The organism is Seonamhaeicola algicola (assembly GCF_007997385.1).
Taxonomy (GTDB): Bacteria; Bacteroidota; Bacteroidia; order Flavobacteriales; family Flavobacteriaceae; genus Seonamhaeicola; species Seonamhaeicola algicola.
In genome coordinates this window covers 30,746-54,273 of sequence record NZ_VOSC01000007.1, presented here as the reverse complement: position 1 = coordinate 54,273, position 23,528 = coordinate 30,746, and the positions used below count along the sequence as shown (strand labels likewise).

Sequence of the window (23,528 nt, the reverse complement as noted above, 5' to 3'; positions counted from 1 at the left end):
ATTAAATAATTTTAAAACGGTTAGAAAAATTGGTAATAATAAAAAGCATTAGTAACAACCAAGCTACAAGCCCAATAATGCCAATAAAATGATGTTTTAATGTTTGAGATATGGTTAGGTATTCATATTGAAACTTAGGGAATGATTGCCAATATTCTTTCTTTATTACATGTACTTTACCTTCGCTACCTTTAGCGCTATTGCTTATAAATTTCATTTGCAGCTCATTCATGAATTGCGATTGTTTATACCTAAAGTTTTCGGTTTGGGTTAAAAAATTGGTGTAGGTATGAAAATCTGTTCCAGATAATCCCATAGATACATTTTTAATTGCCAAATACGGATTAAACATTACCAAACCATTGGTTATACTGTTTTGTTTCTTGTAGGTGTTTATAAGAATATTGTGCTCATTGGCATAAATTTTAGCAGATGTTTCTTCGCCTTTACTCATTAAAAAACCACTGTAATTAAACGGTAAATCGTTTACATTTTTAACATTATGTGCTTTTAAAACAGAATCACGCAATTTTTTAAAGTGCACATCGTCAGGGTTGTGGCTATCACCTTGTTTAATTACTTCATCTTCAATTGTGGCAGTAAATTCAATTTTAGATTTATTTGGATATAAATAATTACCAATTACTTGGGCTGTTTTTGGTATAATAATAAAAAACAACAACCAAGCACCTAATAAACTAAGTAAGGCTTTATTAGAATTTTTACTTTTAGCCGAAATAATAACCGTTATACTACATAAAATTAAAAAGAATAAAATGTAGCTAATAGATATTAAAACTGATCTTAAAAATACTTCGGCATTAAGCGTATGTACTTCAACAAACATAATACTCCAAAGCGCAATTAATGCTGGTATAAAAAATAGGGCAGTAACAAAAAATAAACCTAAAGATTTACCAAGTATAATTTGTTTCATGGTTGTACCTTGTAAATACATAACTTTTAAGGTGCCGTTTTCTTTTTCTGAAGTAATGGCGCCATAACCAATAAAAAATATAATTAAAGGCAGAATAAGTTGTAGTAAAAGCGCAATATTTAAATCGCCAAAACGCACCAAACCAGTAGATAGGCTAGCTTCAGAAAAATTAGCTGTATTTTGTTTATGCGCTTCTAAAAAAATTGTATTTCCAGTATAATTTTCAATACCAGAATCAAAAATACTCAACGGGTGTTGTTGCCTAAACACAAAAGAGCCAAAGTGAGCCATTCTATGTGGGTGCTTGTCTGGGTTACTTTCCCAGCTTTCTCTTTGTTCATCTTGGTGGCTATCTGTACTGTGGTCATGGGCCTCAAAAGCTTGCCAACCATTAATAGTAACATAGGTTAAAGCCAAAATAAAAAGCGTTAACAGTACAAAAAGACCTTTGTTAAAAAAGGCCTTTTTAAAAAATTGTTTTGCTATTAAAACAACAACATTATACGTCATTAAATTTAAAATTTATAAGTTGCATTAAGTAAAAAGTTTCTTGGTGCACCTGGACCTAATCTTGAAGGATTAAGACCACCTAACCAATACGTGTCATCAAACACATTATTTATTTTAAGTGTTAACTGCATACCTGTATTACTTGGTTTGTAATACACTGCTGCATCAAAAATGGTATAATCTGGTAATAATACTCTGTTAGCATCGTATGAAGGGTTGTACCATGTGTAACGCTCATCAACATATTGGGCGCCAAAACCAACACCTATACCTTTTAAAATATTGTTGTTAAAATCATAACGTCCCCAAAAATTAGCATTATGCTTGGGCGCACCACCAATACGTTGGCCTTCATATTCTTCAATGGCATCTTCAACAATTTTGGCATCATTATACCCGTAAGATACAATGACTTGAAAGTTTGAGGCTATATAACCAGATACATCCATTTCAAAACCTTTACTGCGTTGTTCTCCTCGTGTGGTGTAGGTGGTAAAATCATAAATATCATCACCAGGAATTAAAATGTTTTTCTGTGAAATATCGAAGTAAGCAATATTTGCAAATATTTTACCATTTAAAAATTCGCCTTTGGCTCCAAATTCTTTTAAGCTACTTTCTAACGGATCAAACCTACCTGGTGAAGCACCCCAGAAAAAGCTTTCTGCTGAAGGCGATAATGATACCGTATTTGTGTGTGGTTGAAACCCTTCAAGATATGTGGCATAGGCACTAATATTATTAGTTATTTCATAAGTTAAACCAAGCCTTGGAACTAAAGCATTGGTTTTAAATTCTTGCTCATTGCCTTTATAATCAAAAATATCAGAAAACCATTCATATCTTAAATTTACAAGCGCAGAAAATTTACCGTATTTAAATTGATTTTGAAGATAAATACCGCTAGAGGTTGTTAAGTTTGCTGGTATTGTTAATTCTGCAACGTTGTAAGCATTAGTGTTTCTAGAACCATTAAACGGATTTTCTAAATTAAAATGCGGTACAGCAGGCACAGGCATGGTTACGCCATTTACAACCATTTGTTGGTAATTATCTGGGTTGCTAGCATCGTAATTTGCTTGTCCACCACTTACGGTTAAGTAGCGGCGTGCTCTTAAAAAACCAGCACCTGTTTTGCGTTCCCAACGGGTAGCATCATAACCAACTAATACTTTATTGGTAAAATCTGTTTTTTCAATATTGTAATTAAAATACCCGCTAAAATTATCGGTTTCCCAAAATTGTTGTCTTTGGTCATAACGCATTCTTGCTAGTGTTGGTATTACGTTACCATCAATATCTACGGCAGTACCATCAACTCTATGTTCTGCTAAATCTTCATCCCATTTTTGTTTCATATATTGGGCATTAAAACCAAAGTTTTTGGTAAACTTTTTATTAAAGCTAGCCATAAACATAAGTTCTTTGGTTTTATAGTGGTCGTTAGATGCGCCAACGTTCATTGTAATAGGTGTACTATTAATATCATATTCACCATTAATATTTCCAAAAATTGGTTGTCCGCGGTCTAAGTTTCCTTCAGCATTATTATAAATCATTTCTACGTTAAGCGAAGTGTTTTCATCTGGTATATAACTAAACGAAGGCATAAACAACACAGCATTGTTGTTTACTACATCTCTAAACGAGTCTGCATCTTGGTAGGCAGCATTAAAGCGGTATAAAAGTGTTTTAGATTCGTTTAACGGGCCAGTAAAATCGGCAGTAGCTCTTAAAGTACCAAAACTACCAGTGGTTAATGATACTTCTCTGCGTTTTTCGTCAAGTGGTTTTTTTGTAACAATATTTACAGTACCTCCAGGGTCTGCACTAGAAAATGTTACAGATGATGGACCTTTAATAACTTCAACACGCTCTAAATGCGATGTAATTGGCTGCAAAAAATAGTATTGACGTGTACGCATACCGTTAATAACTTGTCCGTCATCGGCTTGGGTAATTCCTCTAATATTAAAATGATTGTACAAGCCAGTAGGGGCAACATTACTAACAGTTTTAACGGCCTCAGTAATTTGAAACGCTTGTCTGTCTGCTAAAAGTTCTTTAGTTACGGTTGTTACAGCTTGTGGCAATTCTTTGTTTTTTATGGCCATTTTTGTTGCTGAAAACGAGTAATCGCTATTATAATCTTTACGTTTTCTACCAATAATTTCAACTGATTGTAAAGATTCAGCAGATTCTTTTAAGGTAATGGTACCTAAATTGATGTTACTGGTATTTACTGTAACAGGTTTTGTAAAGGTTTCAAAGCCAATGTATGATATTTTAAGTGTGTAATTACCGTTGTTTTTTACTTCAATACTAAAATTACCATCAAAGTCTGATGTTACGCCCTGTTTAGCATTATTACTAGTTAAAACAATATTTGCTCCTGGTATTGGCGCGTTAGCTACATCTGTAATTTTTCCTTTTAATATGGATTGTGAAAAGCTAAATTGAATAGTTATTAGCATTATTAAAAATGCTATATTTTTTAGTTTCATTTTTTTAAGTTGTTTTGTTTATATTGTTTTTATGTACAAATCTTGAAGTTCTTGTGCTGTTATTTTTGAAGTATCTGCAGTATGTACCAATGCGCCTTCTCGCATAATGCCTATTTTAGAGCCAATATTTACGGCATTAAAAATATCATGTGTAGCCATTAAAATACCCACCCCATTGGCCGATAAATCTTTACATACTTTTGCAAATTCAACAGATGCTTTAGGGTCTAAACCAGAGGTTGGTTCATCCATTAGAATGTAAGTAGCATTTTTAGCCAAAGCAATGGCAATACCTACTTTTTGGCGCATACCCTTAGAGTATTCGGCAAGTTTTTTATGATGCGCTTCCTCTTGTAAGTTTGCTTGATTTAAGTAACCTGAAAGCTCTTTTTTAGAATACGAAAAACCTGCTAGTTTACTAAAAAATTCAAGGTTTTCAATACCAGATAAATTACCATATAGTTGTACAATTTCAGGTATGTAGGCAATTAAACTTCGTGCAGTTTTATGTTTAGTAACAGAAATATTATCAATTAAAGCTTCGCCCGAAGTAGGCTTTAATAACCCTAAAAAAATATTTATAGTGGTAGTTTTACCAGCTCCGTTTTGCCCTAACAAGCAAAAAATTTCTCCAGGAGCTACAGAAAAACTTAAATCTTTTAGCGCTAAGGTATCATTATAGCGCATACTAAGCTTATTGGCTTGTAGCATAAAATAAAATTTTATAAAATATAAATGTAACACAGTGTTTATGAGCTGTGTAATAAAAAAAGAGATAGGTTAGCTACCTATTTAAAATTAAAAAAGTAAGCTAACTTAAGATAATAGCTGTGGTGGCGATCTAGATTTTTTTTGAAATAACACAACCGAAATAAAAGCCTGTTTTATAGCTGTTACTTTTGTTGCCGAAAACTCAAACGATAATAGGTGAAAATTTGTAAACTCTAAATTAGAATAATCTAAACTTAAAAAAGTATCACAAAAGCAGCATTTTTCATTAAAATTTGATTGTTTTTCAAATTTTAAAGTAAAGCTATTTTCATTGGTTGTTTTAAAAGTATGTATATGCTCAAATGCATGCACAAAAGCCACTATGTGATTTGCAATAATAATCACAGGTAATAAAAAATATATAAACTTTTTAAAAGGCTTCACTACTTAAATTATAAGGTTTGATCCAGTTTTACTTAAAAAATAATAAGATTGCAAAATTACTGCGTATTTATTAATTAAGCAACTTGGTTGCATTATATTTGTAACATGGGAGTAACAAGACAAACAAAGCAAGTAAAAACACTATTAGATATTTTTAATACTGAAAATAATGCCATTTCTGTGGCCGATTTGGTTAAAAAACTTAGTGGCCAAATGAACAAAACCACTGTTTATAGAATTCTAGACAGGCTTATGGAAGATGGTATTGTACACTCTTTTGTAGGAAAAAATGGTTTAAAATGGTATGCTAAATGCCAAGGTTGCTCTTGTGATGCGCATTTTGATGTTCATCCACATTTTCAATGTAAAGTTTGCGGCGAGGTTTCATGTTTAACCTCCAGCTTTAAAATTCCTGAAGTTAAAGGCTATAAAGTAGACGCTGTTAATTTATTACTAGTTGGTACTTGCAGTGATTGTTTGTAAAGGTTTTAAAATTCACTTTAAGCCGTTTTAAGGAGTCATCTTAAAACAAGGTTTACATTCAAAAATCATGGTATTTAGCTATTTCCAATTCAATGTAAGCTAAAAATAAAAAAGCCTAACACCTTTTAAGTATTAGACTTTTCATCTTGTAGCGAGATCGAGATTTGAACTCGAGACCTCCGGGTTATGAAGTCATTCAGGATGCTTTCAATATCCCTATTTATAGGGGTTTAGCCGTTTGTTAAAATGAAATCGTGTTCAAAACGTGTTCAGTTTTGTGTTCACAAATTAATAAATCAAAAATAAATAAAATGTTAACACATTGCAATAATATTTACAAAATTGAATTGTGTTTTATGTCACCATATTTTAATAGCGAATTGATTATTCTAAACAAGAAAAAACTAAAGAGTTTGTTTTTGAATTTCGGTATTGCTCCAAATATCTTTTTTAGCACAAGCTTCAGCATAAGCTAGAAACGTTTTTGCTGGTCTTCCTAATACCATATCAACACCATGTGTTATCTTTTGATTTTCAGGATTTGTTAGTACAGTACTAAATAAATATTCTATTAACCAAACCATATCATTGGGAACATTCTGTTGTTTCATTCCCTCAACATATTGTTCTAAACTAATGTCGTAAAAGTTTAATTTACGGTTACTGACTTTTGAAATAATTTTAATAATATCCTTAAAGGTAATTAATTCTGGACCAGTTAATTCTATGATTTTACTATTGTATTTATCGTTTAAAAGGATAGTGGATGCTACTTCAGCTATGTCTTCGGCATCAACAAAAGGAATCGGGACATCAGACATTGGTAATGCTACTTCACCAGAAAGAATAGATTCTAGAAAGAAACTTTCACTCCAGTTTTGATTAAACCATGAAGCTCTAATAATTGTGTAATTTAAACCAGAATTTATTACAATTTTTTCGCAGGCTTCGGCTTCTGTTTCACCTTTTCCTGAGAGTAAAACAGTCTTTTTAACTCCTAATTCTTTGGCTAGATGAATTAGGCTTTCAATGATTTCTTTAGCGCCAGGTACTGCTAAATCAGGATAGTATGTAATATACATTTTTTCAATTCCTTTTAAGGTGTCTATCCAAGTGTTTTTATTATGCCAGTCAAACTTAGGAAAAGCATTTCTAGATCCAATTCTAGGATTTAACCCTTTTTGTTTTAATTGTTGTACTATACGGCTACCAGTTTTACCAGTTGCGCCTATAACTAAAATGTTACCGTTCATAATTTGATTGTTTTAAAAAGTTTTTTCAATGAAAATTGATATTAGTAAAAGGATAAATGCGATCATATTTGAGAGTGTTCTAATGTTATGATAATTATTCCAACGTGTTTCGTAATTAGTTCTGAAATTTTTTAATTCTTCTGTAGTTGTGTGAAGGATATCTAGTTTATCTAGCGTATTGTTTAGCGGAATATTTCCAAATGCTGTTATGCAAAAAACACCTAAGAAATGTATTGTAATAGCTGCTGTAATAAGCCAAAAAACAGTTTTATTATCGTTATGTATTATTGCAGTTACTACTAGAGTTATTAAGCTTCCAAAAAAGACAACATAAAACAAAGGGTTTAATATTTCTCTGTTTATTTTTTGCATAACATCTAAATATGTAAAATCGCCAATTTTTTTTGTGCCTAAAATTACAGACACAGACCAAGCGAAGAAAAAACCAGCAGATAGTGCATTAAATAGTGTAGTAATGATAAAAACGAAAGTTTTCATAAGTCTATTTTTGAGTTAAGTACTGTGCGTAGTAATAAACAATAAAATAAAGTTCAATAGCAATTGTATAAAATACAGGGGCACTAAAGAACTCTGAATAGTTGCCTCCATTTGGAATAATAAAAAGAGGAACAGTTATTAAAATATCTAATATTACTACTATAATAACATAGCTTAAAGCTAAGTGGTTAGGTTTCATTACGCCTTTTATGTAAAATAAATATGTACCAAAGCAAGAGCTAGGAATGATGCCAAAAGCAAGAAAAATATTAGCTTGTTGATCTTGGTTTTCTATTATGGGAAACTGATAAGAAGTAATAAAAAAGCTAACTCCTAAAATCCAAATTAAAACGCCTGTGGCGATTAATAAAACTTTATTTGTAATCATAATTAGTGATTTAATAATTATGAGACAAAACTATTGCGCTTCTAATTCAGAGATTTATTCCAGAAGTATTATGATTTATTCCAAAAGTATTTTAAACCTGACTAGGTCTATAGCCAAATTTTTTTTCAAAAGCATTAGAAAATGAGCCTAAACTATCATAGCCAACAGCCCAAGCAGCTTCTTGTATAGTTTTTTGTTCGTATTTAATTAAGTTATATGCTTTTTTTAACCGTTCATTTTGCAAGTATTTAAAAACAGGAACACCAAATTGAGCTTTAAATCCTTTTTTTAATTTAGTAGTGTTAGTGCCAATTCTATTTGCTAGTTCAGTTAAAGAAGGCGGATTTTCTATATCAGTTAACAGTATTTCTTGTGCTAAATTGAGTTTTTCTAACTGCAGTCTATCTATATTTGGTGTTTGTTGTTTAGCTAATTGACCAAAATAGTGTGACAGTAAAGCAGACATATGACTTTTGTGAAACATCATTTTTAACTCACCTTCATATGTGTTAGAAAAAAACTGTTCAACCAATAAAAACATTTCAGGGTTCATGTTGAGCACAGGACCTTCAACGTAATGATCTTTTGGGTGCACTAATTTGTATAGAAATTGTTCTAAAAAAAAGCCTTCACCATTAGGGAATTTATCAAGGTTTTTAATTGTGGTTGCAATGACTAAGCATTGTAAAGGTTTTTTTGCCGAAACATAGTGTTCAAACTCAACTTGTTCATCCGCGTAAAAAGACAAAACCATACCCTTTGTATGTTGGTATTCCTTTTCTTTTTCGTTATACTTAACTTTTAAACCAACGTTACCAGCACCATAAAAAGCAATAGCAACAACAGGTTCATCAAAAAAGCAAGAATCTGTGACAGTATTATTGGTAGAAACTTCTTCAAGTAAAATAGTACAATCGTTTATGTCAATTATTTCACGATTCATTTAAAGTTGAAATAAGCATTTAAGTTAAGTGTTTAGTAAATTTAAATAAATTTAATTGACATTTTAATTTAAGAAGACAATTATTGGTTTATAACAACATATATTAAGTTAAATAAAGGTTTAAAGAAGTATCCTCAAACCTTTAAGTTAACTAATGAAATTAAATTGTTTCAAAAAGAACATCTATAGGTTTTCTTACTTTTTTACGCTCAATAGTATGGTCGTGATTATGCCTGTAACCAACAGCTGCTATTACTGTTGCTTTTAACCCTTTATTGCTTAAGTTTAGTATCTTATTGTAGCTTTCGGTATCAAAACCTTCTAATGGACAGCTATCAATTTTTAGTTCAGCACATGCCCCCAATAAATTTGTTAGAGCAATATATGTTTGAGCTTTTAACCAGCTATTTTTTTCAATATCAGTTTTTTCATTAATCTTACTTTTTATAAAATCTCCATAAGGTTCTAATTTTTTAAAGTTTGTGTTTTGAGTAATTGCTGTGAGATTTATAATGTTATCAATGTCTTTTGAGGTAACACTGGAGTATTGGCAAAATACAAATAGGTGAGAAGCATCAACTACCTGATTTTGATTCCATGATGCGGGTAATAATTCTTCTTTTAGTACTTTGTTTTTTATTACGAGTACTTTATATAGTTGAAGACCATAAGAAGAAGGGGATAATTGTATTGCTTTTTTTAATTTTTCAATATCTAGTTCTGATACATCTTTTGAAGGATCAAATTTTTTGGTAGCGTAACGCCATTTTAAGTGATTTATTAATTGCATAATTTATTGTTTTATTTCGTAATGATTCATTTTAAAATCTATTTTAAAGCCTAGTTTTCTATATAAATGTTGTGCCATGTTTGATGCTTGTAGAGTAGCGTATTCACACCCTCTAACTGTTGCCTTATTTAATATGTTTAACATTATAGCTTTAGCATATCCGTAACCTCTTTTAGAAGGTAAAACACCCATGCTGTGTATGCCAGCTATTTTGTTTGTTTGGTGTAGTATCACTGTTCCTATAGGGTCAACATTTGAAAAGGCTATATAAAAGTTTGTCTGTTTCATAAGTCTACATATTAAAAGCTCATTAATTTCATACTTAAAACAAGTTTTAAAAATGTTGCACCATACTTTAGCAGACTTAATATTATTAACTCGTTTTAGTTTTATGATTGAAGAACTTGGGAAGGTGTTATTTTTTAGGTGTAAACTCATTCCTGGTAATGATGATGTTTTGAAAAAACCATTCTGTTCAATGTAATTAGAGTAGTTATTTTCTAAAGATTCAAAAAGAACTAGTTTTAAGTTGGTATTAGAGTTATTAATTATTTTTTTTACTAACAATAGTTGTTCTTTATTAGGTGTGTTGTTTAACCATACTCTATTAGGCCACTGTGAGTTTATAACCAAGGAATAGCTAATGTTATGATTTTTTATATAATTATCATATGATTTACCAGCTATAGCCCATAGGTGGGTTAAATTTTTTATGTTTGATTCAGTTATGTTCATCATCCTTTATTTTGTGTTAACTAGAATAGTACCTAATATCATGGTAATAGTTCCAATTATTCGTTTTTTAGTTAATGGTTCTACAGGCAGGTTTAACCAGCCATATTTTCCTGCGATCAATGAAAAAATCAGTTGACCACAAAGTCCAAGTGCAATCATTTTAGAAATACCTATCTTAGGTATGGTATAGAAGTAAATGTATATACCAATAACACTAAACAAACCTCCTGTAAACCATAAATACCATGGTACTTTTGTAGAGGTTAAAGTTTGCATAAATCCTCTTTCAGTAATGAAGAGAAACAAAAGTCCAAAAACGACGCTGCTTATTGATGAAGCAACGACAGCTATTACAGGTTGTTTAAGTAACCCACCCAATTGTGAATTAAATCCAGCTTGTATGGCTAAAAACACACCACCTGAAAGTGCTAGGATAAATAAAAGATAGAGTTTCATAGTTCTTTTAATCCCATTTGTTTGTAGATGAAAGCGCAATTTTACCAGCACCAGTAAAAAACATGGCAAGTCCAAAAACAAAGTAGATTACAATTGGGCCAATATACCAACCACCAAATTCATTAAGCGTAAAAAAGTTTGGTAATTGTACCATTAAGATGGCTACTAAACAGTTAATGGCAAAAATCAATCCAGCTAGTTTTGTCCTATAACCAATAATTATTAACAATGGCGCCAATATTTCACCAATGTAAACGCCATAACTGAGGACCGAAGGCAAACCATAGTTTGATAATAAGCCTGAAATAAATGACACACCATTTATGAGTTTTGTGATGCCATATACTAACATAGTTGATGCAATTGATGTTCTTAATAGTAATAATCCGATGTCTAATTTCGATTTCATAATATGTCTTGTTTAAAAATTATATTTAAATGCTATACCAAAGTTTTCTAAAGTTTTTTCGGCCTTTTTAAATTGATCTAGATTTATAGCTAGACTAACATGTAGAGCTTCTTTCTTGATTCCTATTCTAAGTTGTTGGATACCTCTATCTAAATATTTTAAATTGGTATTCATTACTGTGAAAAGTCTAGTGAAAAACTCATAATATGTGTTAATCCGTTTACTGTAATTTAAGATTAAGGACTGTTCTAGCGTAAAGCCATTTTGGTAAGTAGTACCAATATTATAATTCAGTGAGAAATTTTGTGTGTTTAAATTATACTGAAGGGTTATCGTATTGAAGCCACCTGGATTTTTTACTCCAAACGCTATATTGGCTTTAAATGATTTATTGATGGAATAAGACAACATGTTTCTAATAAAAAAGATGTTGTTACGGTCATTATTATATTCAGTGTCAAATAATGTTATATTATTTATTGACCATTTTTTAGATAGCTCATATCCAATATAATGTTGATAGGCAACGGATCGATTACCAAACATGAGTTCGGGTGAAAACCTAGTGTTCTGTGATTGCAATAAAAATATACCGAATAAGGCAAAGTAAATAAAAAAGGCTAAGCGTTTCATGACCCTTATAATTGTTTATGGGTCAAAACTATAGATTGATTTAAAGGAAAAACTTAAGGTATATTAAGAAAGAAGTTAAGAGTGTTTTTTTCGTAAGTAACTTAAAAATTCAGGTGTTACTCCTAAGTATGATGCTATAATATATTGAGGAACACGTTGCTCAATATCTCTATATGACTTGATAAAATCCTTATACCTATCGTAAGCTTCGTCGCTCATACTGTCTATAACGCGCTCTTGAATGGCAACATACGCATTTTGAATTTTAATTCTAAAGAAATGAGAGATTGCAGGAACTTCAAGATAAAGTTGTTCTAATTTTAATCTAGGAAGCTGAACGAGTATTGTAGGCTCTAAAGCCTGCACATACATTCTTGATTTTTTTCTACTCAAATAACTGTATAAATCATTTATCCACCATTCTTCAATACCTAATTGTAAGGTGTGTTCTTGTGCGTCCTCATCTAGATAAAAACTTCTCATACAACCTTTGGCAATAAAATTCATAGAATTGGAAGTCTCATTAGGTTGAATTAAAAATTCTTTTTTATTTAATTCTCTAATTTCAATAATTTTAGTTAAAGCTATAATGTCAGATTCTGTTAGCAACACATCTTTCTTTATGTGGTTGATGAGGAGAGTTATGTATTCATTATTAGTCATTAAACTTTAAAGTTTTAGGAGATGATTGTTAGGTGTGTAAATTACTTTTGTGTCTTAAGTTTATTAGTTAAATAGTTAAAAGTACAAAAAAGTACCAGTATTAAGATTTGTCATGTTGTTTATTAATCATATAAATTGTTGTTTAATAAGATGTTATTATTAACCAAAGTCAATTTTTAACTAGTTACAGCATCTTAGATTTGCAGGGAACTAATCAAAATAGATAATATGAAAATAGTTGCTAAAATTTCTGGTATAGCTTATGTATTGATATTTATTACGGGCTTTTATGCGAATTTTTCAATATTATCTAGCTTTATTGAAATAGATCGTCCAACAAAAACACTATTAAATATATCTAAGGATCTAAACCTATTTGAAAATGGATTGTTAAGCTTTTTGTTGATGCTTGTGTTTGACATTGTTTTGATTATTACGTTGTTCAAAATTACATCAATATTTAGTCGCACATGGTCTTATGTAGCGTCAGGTTTTAGGATGCTTCATGCGCTGTTTTTTGGAATAGCATTAATAAAGTTATATGAGGTTTTAAACATAGTAGATGACGATCATATTTTTAAAGAGATGTCTTATGTAGTGATGGATTTATTATCAAATTTTGATGAATTATGGACAATTGGATTATTGTTTTTTGGAGTTCATCTATTGGTTTTAGGATATTTGGCTATTAAATCGAATCATATACCAAAGTTAATAGGTGTATTATTGATTATGGCCTTTTTCGGATACTTTGTTGATAGTTTGGCAAAACTCAGTTATACAGGTTATGATAACTATAAGGAATATTTTGACTCAGTTGTTATTATAACAGGTATTATCGGTGAATTGTCTTTCACTATTTGGTTGCTTATCGCAGGGTTTTCAAAACATAAGTTAAGTTTAATAAACAAAGCCAATAAGCTCACTACAGATTTAGAAGAATTTTAGGGGTTTTTATTTTTAATAACTCGTTTACGTATGCGGCTAAGAGACTCTGGTTTAACACCAATGTAACTAGCTAATAAGTAAAGAGGAACTCGGTTTAGTAAATTAGGTTTATTTTTTAGTAAGCTAAGATAACGCTGTTCAGGTGAAGCAATTAAATATTGGGCTAATGCTTCTTGGTGATTTCCTAAATCTGTTTCAACCGAAGCTCTACATAAGGCTTCATATTGAGGGATTTTTTTTATGAGTTCATCTTCCTTTTCTTTGGTTAAGACGGCTAACTTACAATCTTCAATGCATTCTAAATAATGAGTAGAAGGCTCCTGGTTATTTAAACTGTTTAAAGAAGAAATAGATGTGTTTTCTTCGTAGAAATTTGTTGTAATTTCTTCCCCATTAACAATATAATATTTGCGCACTAGACCAGATAAGTTTTGATAAGATGTTTTTGCAATTTGACCTTCACGTAATAAAACAGTTCCCTTTTCAAATTGCTTTATTGGAATACAACTTTCCACAATCCTAACTTCTTCATCTGAGAGGTCTATAAAGCGTTTTATTCCTTGTACTATTTCGTTATACATAACTGTAAAATTAAACAGATTTTGTAAATATTATCTGTTAAGATTATTTTCTTTTTCTATCTTTAAATCCCTTTTTAAGACTAATTCTTAGTTGACATGTTTACTTCATTGGTAATGATGAGGTTAAATAACTAATGTTTATATATGACATCAACACAAACAAAAGCCGACATCAATTTCGAGCAGGAATTGTGGAAAGCGGCAAACGAATTACGCGGTGCAGTAGCCGAAAACCAATATAAAGACTACATCTTACCGCTTATATTTTTAAAACATGTATCAGAACGCTATCAAGGTCGTAAAGAGGAACTAGTAGAGGCTTTTAAAGACGAGACTTCCGATTACTATACAACAGATAGCGAGGAGCAAAACTACATTTTAGAAGACCCAGACGAGTATCTTTCTAAAAACACCTACATCATCCCAAAAGAAGCCACCTGGCAATTCCTACAGGATAATGCAGAGCAAGATAATATTAAAGTCCTAGTAGATGATGCCTTTGGTGTGTTAGACGATACCTTAGCACAATACAGACCAGATCTTAAAGGTATTTTGCCACGCATATTTGTAAAAAGCCAACTCACACCAAAGCAAGTGGCTGGTTTAATCAACCTATTAGCAAATCCTAAGCTATCCGAAAAAGAAAACCCAGGTAGCGATATTCTAGGTCGTGTTTACGAATACTATATAGGCAAGTTTGCCATAGCCGAAGGCTCTGGTGCAGGACAATTCTTTACACCAAGTAGTATCGTTCGTCTTATGGTAGAAATGATAGAGCCTTATCAAGGTAAAATTTTCGATAATGCTTGCGGTTCTGGTGGTATGTTTGTACAGTCCTTAAAGTTTTTACAAGCCCACGGTGGTGACAAAAAAAACATTTCCATTTACGGACAAGAACGTTATGATGGTACATTACGCCTATGTAAAATGAACCTCGCATTACGCGATTTATCTTTTGATGTTAAACTAGGCGATTCATTATTACAAGACAAGTTTCCAGACCTAAGAGCAGATTATATATTAGTAAATCCACCATTTAATGTGAGCCAGTGGCATCCAGAGGATTTACCAGAAAACGACCCAAGACTCTTTGGACCAAAAGAAGAGTTTACCACAGATGGTAACGCCAACTTTATGTGGATGCAAACCTTTTGGAACCACCTAAGCGATAGAGGTACAGCAGCCGTAGTGATGGCAAATGGCGCCATGACTTCAAATAACAAAGGTGAAAAAAACGTACGCCAGTTTATGGTAGATAACGGTATGGTAGATTGTATTGTACGCCTACCAGACAAACTCTTTTTAACCACAGGCATACCAGCATGTATTTTTATTTTAAGTAAAAATAGAGACGGTAAAGATGGCGAACACCGAGAGCGTTTAAACGAAGTGCTGTTTGTAGATATGTCCAAACTAGGGCGTATGGAAAGCCGTAAACTACGCGTCTTTGATGAAACAGACCTACAAAAAGCCACAGACACCTACCACGCTTGGAGAAACGTCATTCCGAGCCCAAATGAAGCGTCTTTGCGAGGAACGAAGCAATCTGTTAATTACGAGGACGAATCAGGCTTCTGCTACAGCGCCACTATAGACGAGGTAGCCAAACAAGACTACAAACTCACACCTGGTATTTATGTAGGCACCGAAGCCGTAGAAGACGACGGTATCCCATTTGAAGACAAAATGGAAACCCTAAAAACCCAATTACAAGAGCAGTTTGCAAAAGGCAACGAGCTACAACAACAGATTTTAGAGAATTTTGAAAAGGTTTAATGTTCAAAAACATATAGCGTTCATGTTACATGAACAAGCGTTTAAAATGAACAAAAAATATAAAATTTTGGTTAATGATATTAGATAAGGTAAGAATAGAAGATTTTAAGTCAATAAAGGCTTTAACTGTTGATTTACATAATTTAACCTGTTTTGTAGGTAAAAATGAATCTGGTAAGTCTGCAATTCTTGAAGCAATTAGTTATTTGAATTTCACGAAATACAAATTAAAAATAGATAATACGAACAAGACTTCGTCAAAGTATGAGAGAGATGAATTTCCAATAATTAAAGGATATTTTCTTATTAATGAAGATGAAAGTGAAGAGCTTTATAGTTTATTCAGTCACAAAATGACTGAACAAGAAGGAACAAAAAAAATATTTAAATGGTTAAGAATTACTATTAAATCTAATAAGCTTGAGGAAATCGAATTTGAATTATTACATGGTAATAATAAAGGCGCAAGTTTAAAAGAAATATTCAATTCTAGTGCTGGAAATACACTAAACGCACAACAGAAACTTAGTCAGCTAAATGCAAAACGAAATAAAATATTAAATGAGATAATTCCTCACATCGAGCTTTTTACAAGTGATGAGCTTACGTTGGCGCCAATAACATTAGCGCAATATCAACAAAAACAAGGTTCGTATCAATCATTCAATAGATTGTTTGAAATTGCAAACCTTAATAATATAGATACGCTAGCCGCTAACCCTCAAAAGTTTAGGCATAAATTAAGAATGGCTGAGAGAGTGCTTACTAAAATTCTTAAAAAGGCATATAAGCAAGATGGCTCTTTAGATGTAAAATTAGATTATCATGGTGACAAGTTTATTATAAGTTTTGAGGATGATTCTGATAGACCTTATGACTTAACAGAAAGGAGTTTAGGGTTTCAATACTTTTTCGCATTTCTAATTAATAAAACCTATTTTAATAAAATTGATAAAAGAAAACATATATTTCTTTTAGATGAGCCAGGAAATAATTTACATCCAGAAGGGGCAAGAAATTTAGTGGAAGTTTTAGAGGATATTTCTCTAACTGACCAAGTTTTATATTCTACACACAATCCATTTCTAACATTTAGAAAAAAACCAGATAATTTAATATTAGTTAAGAAAACTGGTGTGAAAGGAACAGAATTGTTAACCAAGGTATACACAAATAAATATCAAATTTTACGTAAAGAATTAGGTTTAATTCTTAATGATTCTTTTTTGGTTAATGATGTAAACTTAGTAGTAGAAGGTAATGCGGATAAATGGATACTACATTATGTTATTCATGAAGATGATGATTTCGAACCTTTAACTTGGACACATATTTTTAGTGCCGATACTGCTTCAGAAATTATACCATCAGTACGATATTTATCAAACCTTGGATTAAAAGGAGTAGTCTTATTAGATTCTGATGATGCTGGAAATAAAGAAATCAAAAAACCTAAGTTTAAACAATATATTCTAGAACCAAAAGAATGGAGTCATCTTACACTAGATGAGGTTTTTAAAGATGGAGAAAAACGAACAATGGAAGATATGCTTTTACATCAAAAATATGTAGAAGCATATAATGAGTATTACAAAGAAGAAGATGCTGTAGAATGGAATGTACCTTTTACACCATTAGTTATTTCTAAGTATAGTTTACCAATCTTAGACCAAATTAATGCTCATTTTAAACAGCACGCAGATGGTGGTATTAATAAAATAGCCATTCTAAGAAAGTTCACAGAACTTAACCCATATGATACTAATATGGGATTCTATAAAAAATTAAAAGAACTATTATTAGTTATCCAAGAACGTGTAATGAAACTCAATGCCTAATGTCAAATAACTGGAAAACATATAAACTTGAGGATATTGCTTCATTTTCTTATGGTAAAATGCCAAAAAAGAAATTGCTGGGTAAAGGTAAATATCCAACTTTTTCAGGCTATAAATATCAATACCAATATCCAGAATTTAATGTTTTAAAAGATGATTTAATTGTTGTAGCTAGAGGTGTTGGTGGAACAGGTGATGTTAAATTGGTGAAAGAAAAAAGTTATTTAACTAACCTTTCGATTAAGATAGAATTAGATCAAAGTATATTAACCAATAGATATTTTTATTATAAATTTTTATTAAACAATTTAAAATATTTAGATAGTGGATCCGCACAATCTCAGCTAACAATTAATGATTTAAGTAAGGTTGAGGTAAAAATCCCACCACTACCAGAACAAAAAGCCATAGCCAACATCCTATCAGCTATAGACGGTAAAATAGAAAACAACCTAACCATAAACAAAACCTTAGAGGACATGGCAATGGCACTTTACAAACATTGGTTTGTAGATTTCGGACCATTCCAAGATGGCGAGTTTATCGATAGCGAACTCGGTCCAATTCCTAAAGGTTGGGAAGTGAAACGATTGGATGATTTAGCCGATATATTAAATTCAAAACGAATTCCATTAAGTACTAGAGAACGTAGTACTAGAAAAGGAAAGTTTCCGTATTATGGCGCTTCAGGTATAATTGACTTTGTTGACGATTATTTATTTGATGGTGAGTATGTGATTATTTCGGAAGATGGGGAAAATTTGCGCTCAAGAAAAACACCTATTGCTTTTAGTGCGGTTGGTAAATTTTGGGTTAACAATCATGCTCATATTGTACGAGGTAAAATGAGAGGTATCAATAAACTATTAATTTCTCATATGGCTCAATTGGATATGAACCCATTTCTTACTGGTGCTGTTCAACCAAAATTAAACAAGCAAAACTTACTTTCAATTGGCATATCATTTCCAGAAGATGTTTCAATAATTGAAGAGTTGTTAGATGAATTTCATTCTTATTCAAGTAAGCAGATATCAAATGAATTAGAAAACCAATCCCTAACCCAACTTCGCGACACTCTTTTACCAAAACTCATTAGTGGTGAGGTGAGATTAAAAGAATTCAAAGAACAAATCGAAAGTGTTTTATGACCACAGAAGCCACCATAGAACAAGCCACTATAGACTGGTTAGAAGACCTAGGCTACACGCATAAAGACGGTACAGCCATAGCGCACCATCCTAAAGACGTCGTGCTAAAAGATGAACAGTTGGCATTCATACAAAAAACATATCCGCAATTACCTGCAGATATACAAGGCTTAGCGGTGGCAGAGTTTACCAATAACGTAGGCGCAGACCTAGAGCATCGTAACCGCAGCTTCCATTTAAAGTGTACTAAAGGCATAGACCTTAATTACGAGGATGCGCAGGGCAACGAAAAAGCAGTGCATGTCTATCCTATAGATTTTAACAACCCAGAAAACAATAGTTTTTGGGCAGTTAATCAATTCAGCATTACGGGCAAAAACAAACGCCGACCAGATATCATCATTTACATTAACGGTCTGCCTTTAGTGCTGTTTGAGCTTAAAAATTGGTACGACGAAAACACCAACCTCAAAGAGGCTCACAACCAAATAGAACATTACAAAAAAGACATTCCGCAGTTGTTTGAATACAATGCACTCACTGTTATTAGTGATGGTAACGAGGCACAACACGGTATGTTTAGTAGTGGTATGGAGTGGTTTGCCCCATGGAAAAGCATTACAGGTAAAGACACCGTTGGAGAAGATGATTTCCAAATGCATACCTTATTGTTTGGTTTGTTTCCAAAAGCACGTTTACTCAACTATATTAAAAACTTCATCTTTCATGAAGATCATAATGGGTCACTCATTAAAAAAGGGGCGAAGTACCACCAGTTTTTTGGGGTTAATTTTGCGGTAGAAGCCGCTAAAAAATCGGTACGTCCATTTGGCGATGGTCGTATTGGTGTCATTTGGCACACCCAAGGTTCTGGTAAAAGTATCTCTATGGCCATCTACACAGGTATTTTGCGCAGTTTACCTGAGTTAAAAAATCCTACTATTGTGGTTCAGGTAGACCGTAGCGATTTAGACATGCAACTTTACGAGAATTTTGTTTTGGCTAAAGATTTGGTAGGCGATGTACACCATGCCGATAGTACAGACGATTTACGCAAATTACTGTCCGCTGGTGCTGGTGGTGTTATTTTTACAACCATAGAGAAGTTCCGTTTAAAGCAAACTACCGATGAGGCTTTAGGTGAACTAGAGCATCCTGTATTGTCAGAGCGCGAAAATATTATTGTCATGGCAGACGAGGCACATCGTACACAATACGGTTTGCTAGATGGTTTTGCTTCTAACTTACGCAAAGCCTTGCCTAATGCATCTTTTATTGGTTTTACAGGAACACCTGTAGATTCTAAAGATGCTGATACCGAAGAGGTGTTTGGTAACGTTATTCACACCTACGACATCAAACAAGCGGTTGAAGATAAAGCGACTGTAAATATTTATTACGAACCACGTTTAGCAAAATTGCATTTATGGAATGAAGCTATAGACGATGAGGTAGATGCCATAACCAATGATGAGGAAGATACAGGCAATTTAAAATGGGCAGCTATTGAAGATGCAGCAGGTAGCGAAGACCGTGTGAATAAAATAGCTAAAGACATTTTGCAACACTTTACCAAACGTATAGAAACCTTAAACGGAAAAGCGATGGTGGTGTGTATGAGTCGCCGTAACTGTGTAAAAATGTATAACGCCTTATCCGCTTTAGAAGATTGTCCTGAAGTGGCTGTGGTCATGACAGGGAATATCTCAAAAGATCCCATCGACTGGAACGAACATATAAGAACAAAAGACGCACAAGAAGCCTTAAAGAAACGCTTTAGAAAAGTAGACGACCCATTGAAAATCGTCATCGTGCGCGATATGTGGCTCACAGGTTTTGATGCCCCTTGTGTGCATACCATGTATGTAGATAAGATTATGAAAGGCCACAACCTGATGCAAGCCATTACAAGAACCAATCGTGTATTTAAAGATAAAGAAAACGGTGTTATTGTAGATTATATTGGTATTGGCGATAATTTAAAAACAGCAACCGATAAATATACCAAAGGCGGCGGAACAGGTAAGCCAACCATTGATATGGAACAGGCTTTAGAACTGTTTTTTAATCAAGTTGAAGTGTGTAAAGCCATGTTACCAGAAACCATTGACTATAGTAATTGGAAGGCTATACGTGAAGCAGATAAAGTGTTGTTGGTTAAAAGTGGAGTCAATCATTTAGTAAAGTATGACGAAGACGCTAACAACTTTATGAAAGCCGAAAAGAAGTTGTCTGGTTTACTCTCAATTGTAAAAAGTCAACCAGCCATTCAAGAATTTGCAGTTGATGTCTTGTATATGCAACACGTTTCTAAAGCAGTAAGAAATGCTAAATCTGTAAAATCGAGTAGAAGCGAACAAAAACAACAAATCAAGGAATTAATCAGTCAAAGTATCGATTCCGAAGATATTGTAGATGTGTTTGAGATGGCAGGTATTGAAAAACCAGACATTTCCATTTTAGATGAAACCTTTCTATTAGGTGCTAAAAAAGAAAAAGATGGTAATGCTTTAAAAATTGAAATCATCAAAAACATTTTAAAAGATGAAATCAAACTGAGGCTGCACAAAAACATAAAGAAATACACTTCATTAAAAGAGGAATTAGAAAAGGTGATTGATAAATACCATAACAATGCTTTAGATAGTTACGCTACAATTGCAGAATTGGTAGAACGCGCGCAAGAGCTACAACAAGACGATAAACGTACAGATGAGTTAGGTTTATCAGAAGAAGAGTTGGCCTTTTACGATATTCTAGCAGCAAAGCAAGATATTATCAAAGAAAAAGGACCGATGCAAGATATTGTGCACGCTGTAGTACAGGCTGTAAAATCCAATCTGCAACTCGATTGGACAAAAAAGGAAAACGCAAAAGCCGCCATTCGCTTAGCGGTGAAAAAAGAATTAAGAGGAAAAGTATCCATTTCAAAACTAAACGACATACTCGCAGAAATCATGCAACAAGCCGAAGGGCAGTTTAGTGATTGGAGTGCTTAAATATTTAGAAATATAATATCAAAACCAATAAACTTAAATACCCTAACAATGAGTACATTTTTAACAGGAGATGAACTAGAAAATAAACTAACCGATATTATTTGGAATGCTAAAAAATACATTGTAATTATTTCCCCATTTATTAAGCTAGATGACCATATTAAACAGGTTTTTGAAAAAGTAAAAAGCACACATGAAATTGCATTGTACATTGTGTTTGGTAAAAATGAAGAGTACAAATACAAAAGTTTTAATGAAGACGATTTTAACTTTATTAAAGACTTTAAAAATGTAGCTGTGCTGTACAATAAAAATTTACATGCTAAATATTACTGTAATGAAAAGGAAGGCCTTATTACCTCACTAAATTTATACGGTTATTCTATGGTAAATAATATAGAGTATGGCGTTTTGTTTTCTAAAAGCTTATTAAATCCTATGGATAAATTATATGAGGAAACAGAAGCTTTTACTTATAATTTAATTTTTGATAGCAGTGAGGTTGTATATTTAAAAAAACCACAATACTCAAAAAAAATGTTTGGCTTAACACGTCAATATGAGCAATCTCAGGTGCTTTATGATATCTCAGAAGACTTTTTTTATGGCTATAATTATGATGTCAAATATTTAAAAGATTTTGACTTAGAAACAGAAACATTAATTGAGAAAAAATTTGAAGCAAAACCTCAAAGAGCTCAAGACCCTAGTAGCCATACAGCCAATAGTATGCATAAAAACCAAAACCCAATGGGGTACTGTATCAGAACGGGAGAGAGAATACCATTCAATCCAGAGCAACCAATGTGCTATGAAGCTTGGAGGACTTGGGCTCAGTTTGAAAATTATGACTATCCAGAAAAATTCTGTCATAAAACAGGTAAACCTTCAAATGGTCATACAAGTATGGCAAATCCTATCTTAGATAAAAAGTATTATTTGATATAAAATAAAATTATTTATTATTTTTTAATAAACAGTCTGAATGCAATTCAATAAAGTAACTAGCGAACACATTTTAAAAGCAATTCAACGGTTTAAAGAAAAAGGTTTTCCTGAAGGTTTTGGACAATCCTCAACATACGATTTGATATTTGAAGAAGAATCTTATCCTCCAAAAGCGATCATGGCATACGCTAGTAATATAGCATCAGGAGAAGAGATAATTAATGATTTTCCAGGAGGAGAGAATACAGAATGTTTTAAAGCTCTGAAGCAAAATGGTTTTAAAACTCAAAAAAAGAAAAGTAATATGAATGAGAAATTATATCATCTAAAACAAGAATTTTTGAATTTTTGGCCTTCAGGTAAATTAGAGACGATGACTCTAGAACAATATACAGACACCAAAAGAGAAATCTCCTTTTGTTATTGGTTAGAACATATTACAAGAGATTTAGGAAGTATAGTTGGAGGTAGTTCTTATAAATTTGGAATTTATAAAATGAGTGTAGATTCTAAAACAGAACCAGCGTCAAATAGAACAAATGATGGAGTTTATGCTTGGCATACTAAATATGGAAAAACTGCTGAAGAAGCTTTTCAAACCATTAAGCAGTTAATCATCCGAATTGCAGATTATGCTAAAAGAAATGATTTAAATCCGATTGAGAAAATAGACTTAGGAGATGCATATAAATGGAAAACATACAATACCGATGATTATTCAAAACTAAACAGCTCACAAATTGATAGTATAGACCACAAGTGCAAAATGGCCTTTTTAACCGCAATAGATCAATTTGGAAATTTAGATACTGTTGTAGGTCAAAAAATAATAGCACTTCTTTCTGATTAGTTAGCGGTTTAATCATAATCGCTCAATAATTCAATAGCATACATGTGTTTATAGCAGGTGAATGAGAAGGAATTTTAAAA

General features: G+C 32.2%; 23 protein-coding genes. 8 read left to right on the top strand and 15 right to left on the bottom strand.

Annotation, left to right across the window (positions count from 1 at the left end; genetic code table 11):
* Position 1: 1 nt before the first annotated feature.
* From FUA26_RS01945 to FUA26_RS01930, 4 genes are all read right to left on the bottom strand, one after another.
* Positions 2 to 1,447, bottom strand: a complete 1,446-nt coding sequence (locus FUA26_RS01945; protein WP_147130902.1) for an ABC transporter permease — start codon at positions 1,445 to 1,447, stop codon at positions 2 to 4.
* A 5-nt stretch (positions 1,448 to 1,452) separates the two neighbouring features.
* Positions 1,453 to 3,951 (bottom strand): TonB-dependent receptor, encoded by a 2,499-nt coding sequence (locus FUA26_RS01940; RefSeq protein ID WP_246109050.1) that lies wholly within the window; start codon positions 3,949 to 3,951, stop codon positions 1,453 to 1,455.
* A gap of 18 nt (positions 3,952 to 3,969) precedes the next feature.
* Positions 3,970 to 4,662, bottom strand: coding sequence for an ABC transporter ATP-binding protein (locus FUA26_RS01935; RefSeq protein WP_147130900.1), 693 nt, complete (start codon positions 4,660 to 4,662; stop codon positions 3,970 to 3,972).
* A 105-nt stretch (positions 4,663 to 4,767) separates the two neighbouring features.
* Positions 4,768 to 5,067 (bottom strand): hypothetical protein, encoded by a 300-nt coding sequence (locus FUA26_RS01930; RefSeq protein WP_147130898.1) that lies wholly within the window; start codon positions 5,065 to 5,067, stop codon positions 4,768 to 4,770.
* A 144-nt stretch (positions 5,068 to 5,211) separates the two neighbouring features.
* Here FUA26_RS01930 and FUA26_RS01925 point away from each other — a divergent pair, with 144 nt between their 5' ends.
* Entirely contained in the window at positions 5,212 to 5,589 is a 378-nt protein-coding gene (locus FUA26_RS01925) for a Fur family transcriptional regulator (protein WP_147130896.1), read from the top strand.
* 404 nt (positions 5,590 to 5,993) lie between these two features.
* On the opposite strand, the gene FUA26_RS01920 is transcribed toward FUA26_RS01925, so the two are convergent.
* The 10 genes from FUA26_RS01920 to FUA26_RS01875 form a co-directional block, all read right to left on the bottom strand.
* Positions 5,994 to 6,842 carry an NmrA family NAD(P)-binding protein gene (locus FUA26_RS01920; protein ID WP_147130894.1) on the bottom strand — a complete coding sequence of 283 codons (849 nt, stop codon included), beginning with the start codon at positions 6,840 to 6,842 and terminating at the stop codon, positions 5,994 to 5,996.
* 12 nt (positions 6,843 to 6,854) lie between these two features.
* Positions 6,855 to 7,340, bottom strand: coding sequence for an anthrone oxygenase family protein (locus FUA26_RS01915; RefSeq protein WP_147130892.1), 486 nt, complete (start codon positions 7,338 to 7,340; stop codon positions 6,855 to 6,857).
* Between the two features lie 4 nt (positions 7,341 to 7,344).
* Positions 7,345 to 7,728: a DUF5367 family protein gene (locus tag FUA26_RS01910; protein ID WP_147130890.1), complete on the bottom strand. Its 384-nt coding sequence runs from the start codon at positions 7,726 to 7,728 to the stop codon at positions 7,345 to 7,347.
* A 91-nt stretch (positions 7,729 to 7,819) separates the two neighbouring features.
* Positions 7,820 to 8,671: a helix-turn-helix domain-containing protein gene (locus tag FUA26_RS01905; RefSeq protein ID WP_147130888.1), complete on the bottom strand. Its 852-nt coding sequence runs from the start codon at positions 8,669 to 8,671 to the stop codon at positions 7,820 to 7,822.
* A 160-nt stretch (positions 8,672 to 8,831) separates the two neighbouring features.
* On the bottom strand, positions 8,832 to 9,461 hold the full coding sequence (locus tag FUA26_RS01900; protein WP_147130886.1) for an NAD(P)H-dependent oxidoreductase: 630 nt from the start codon (positions 9,459 to 9,461) through the stop codon (positions 8,832 to 8,834).
* A 3-nt stretch (positions 9,462 to 9,464) separates the two neighbouring features.
* Positions 9,465 to 10,196, bottom strand: a complete 732-nt coding sequence (locus FUA26_RS01895; RefSeq protein WP_186826834.1) for a GNAT family N-acetyltransferase — start codon at positions 10,194 to 10,196, stop codon at positions 9,465 to 9,467.
* Positions 10,197 to 10,202: 6 nt separating this feature from the next.
* Positions 10,203 to 10,652 (bottom strand): DMT family transporter, encoded by a 450-nt coding sequence (locus FUA26_RS01890; RefSeq protein ID WP_147130883.1) that lies wholly within the window; start codon positions 10,650 to 10,652, stop codon positions 10,203 to 10,205.
* 7 nt (positions 10,653 to 10,659) lie between these two features.
* A complete protein-coding gene (locus FUA26_RS01885; protein WP_147130881.1) occupies positions 10,660 to 11,061 on the bottom strand; it encodes a DoxX family protein in 402 nt (133 codons plus the stop codon).
* A 12-nt stretch (positions 11,062 to 11,073) separates the two neighbouring features.
* Positions 11,074 to 11,694, bottom strand: coding sequence for a hypothetical protein (locus FUA26_RS01880; protein ID WP_147130879.1), 621 nt, complete (start codon positions 11,692 to 11,694; stop codon positions 11,074 to 11,076).
* A 75-nt stretch (positions 11,695 to 11,769) separates the two neighbouring features.
* Positions 11,770 to 12,357, bottom strand: a complete 588-nt coding sequence (locus FUA26_RS01875) for a Crp/Fnr family transcriptional regulator (RefSeq protein ID WP_147130877.1) — start codon at positions 12,355 to 12,357, stop codon at positions 11,770 to 11,772.
* A gap of 228 nt (positions 12,358 to 12,585) precedes the next feature.
* Here FUA26_RS01875 and FUA26_RS01870 point away from each other — a divergent pair, with 228 nt between their 5' ends.
* Positions 12,586 to 13,305, top strand: coding sequence for a DUF4386 domain-containing protein (locus tag FUA26_RS01870; protein WP_147130875.1), 720 nt, complete (start codon positions 12,586 to 12,588; stop codon positions 13,303 to 13,305).
* Here the strand turns inward: FUA26_RS01870 and FUA26_RS01865 are convergent.
* Entirely contained in the window at positions 13,302 to 13,886 is a 585-nt protein-coding gene (locus tag FUA26_RS01865; protein WP_147130873.1) for a Crp/Fnr family transcriptional regulator, read from the bottom strand. The two genes, FUA26_RS01870 and FUA26_RS01865, sit on opposite strands and share 4 nt — an antisense overlap.
* Positions 13,887 to 14,030: 144 nt before the next feature.
* Between FUA26_RS01865 and FUA26_RS01860 the strand changes: the two genes are divergently transcribed.
* The 6 genes from FUA26_RS01860 (at position 14,031) to FUA26_RS01830 (ending at position 23,448) form a co-directional block, all read left to right on the top strand.
* The gene (locus tag FUA26_RS01860; protein WP_147130871.1) at positions 14,031 to 15,662 is read left to right on the top strand and encodes a type I restriction-modification system subunit M; all 1,632 of its coding nucleotides are present in this window, start codon (positions 14,031 to 14,033) and stop codon (positions 15,660 to 15,662) included.
* Positions 15,663 to 15,736: 74 nt separating this feature from the next.
* Positions 15,737 to 17,500 (top strand): ATP-dependent nuclease, encoded by a 1,764-nt coding sequence (locus FUA26_RS01855; RefSeq protein ID WP_147130869.1) that lies wholly within the window; start codon positions 15,737 to 15,739, stop codon positions 17,498 to 17,500.
* Complete coding sequence (locus FUA26_RS15760) at positions 17,500 to 18,651, top strand: restriction endonuclease subunit S (RefSeq protein ID WP_222611743.1); 1,152 nt, start codon at positions 17,500 to 17,502, stop codon at positions 18,649 to 18,651. The genes FUA26_RS01855 and FUA26_RS15760 overlap by 1 nt, the downstream gene beginning before the upstream one ends.
* The gene (locus tag FUA26_RS01840) at positions 18,648 to 21,650 is read left to right on the top strand and encodes a type I restriction endonuclease subunit R (RefSeq protein WP_147130867.1); all 3,003 of its coding nucleotides are present in this window, start codon (positions 18,648 to 18,650) and stop codon (positions 21,648 to 21,650) included. The genes FUA26_RS15760 and FUA26_RS01840 overlap by 4 nt, the downstream gene beginning before the upstream one ends.
* A gap of 48 nt (positions 21,651 to 21,698) precedes the next feature.
* Positions 21,699 to 22,598, top strand: a complete 900-nt coding sequence (locus FUA26_RS01835; protein ID WP_147130865.1) for a phospholipase D family protein — start codon at positions 21,699 to 21,701, stop codon at positions 22,596 to 22,598.
* A 37-nt stretch (positions 22,599 to 22,635) separates the two neighbouring features.
* Positions 22,636 to 23,448, top strand: coding sequence for a hypothetical protein (locus FUA26_RS01830; protein WP_147130864.1), 813 nt, complete (start codon positions 22,636 to 22,638; stop codon positions 23,446 to 23,448).
* Positions 23,449 to 23,528: the final 80 nt, after the last annotated feature.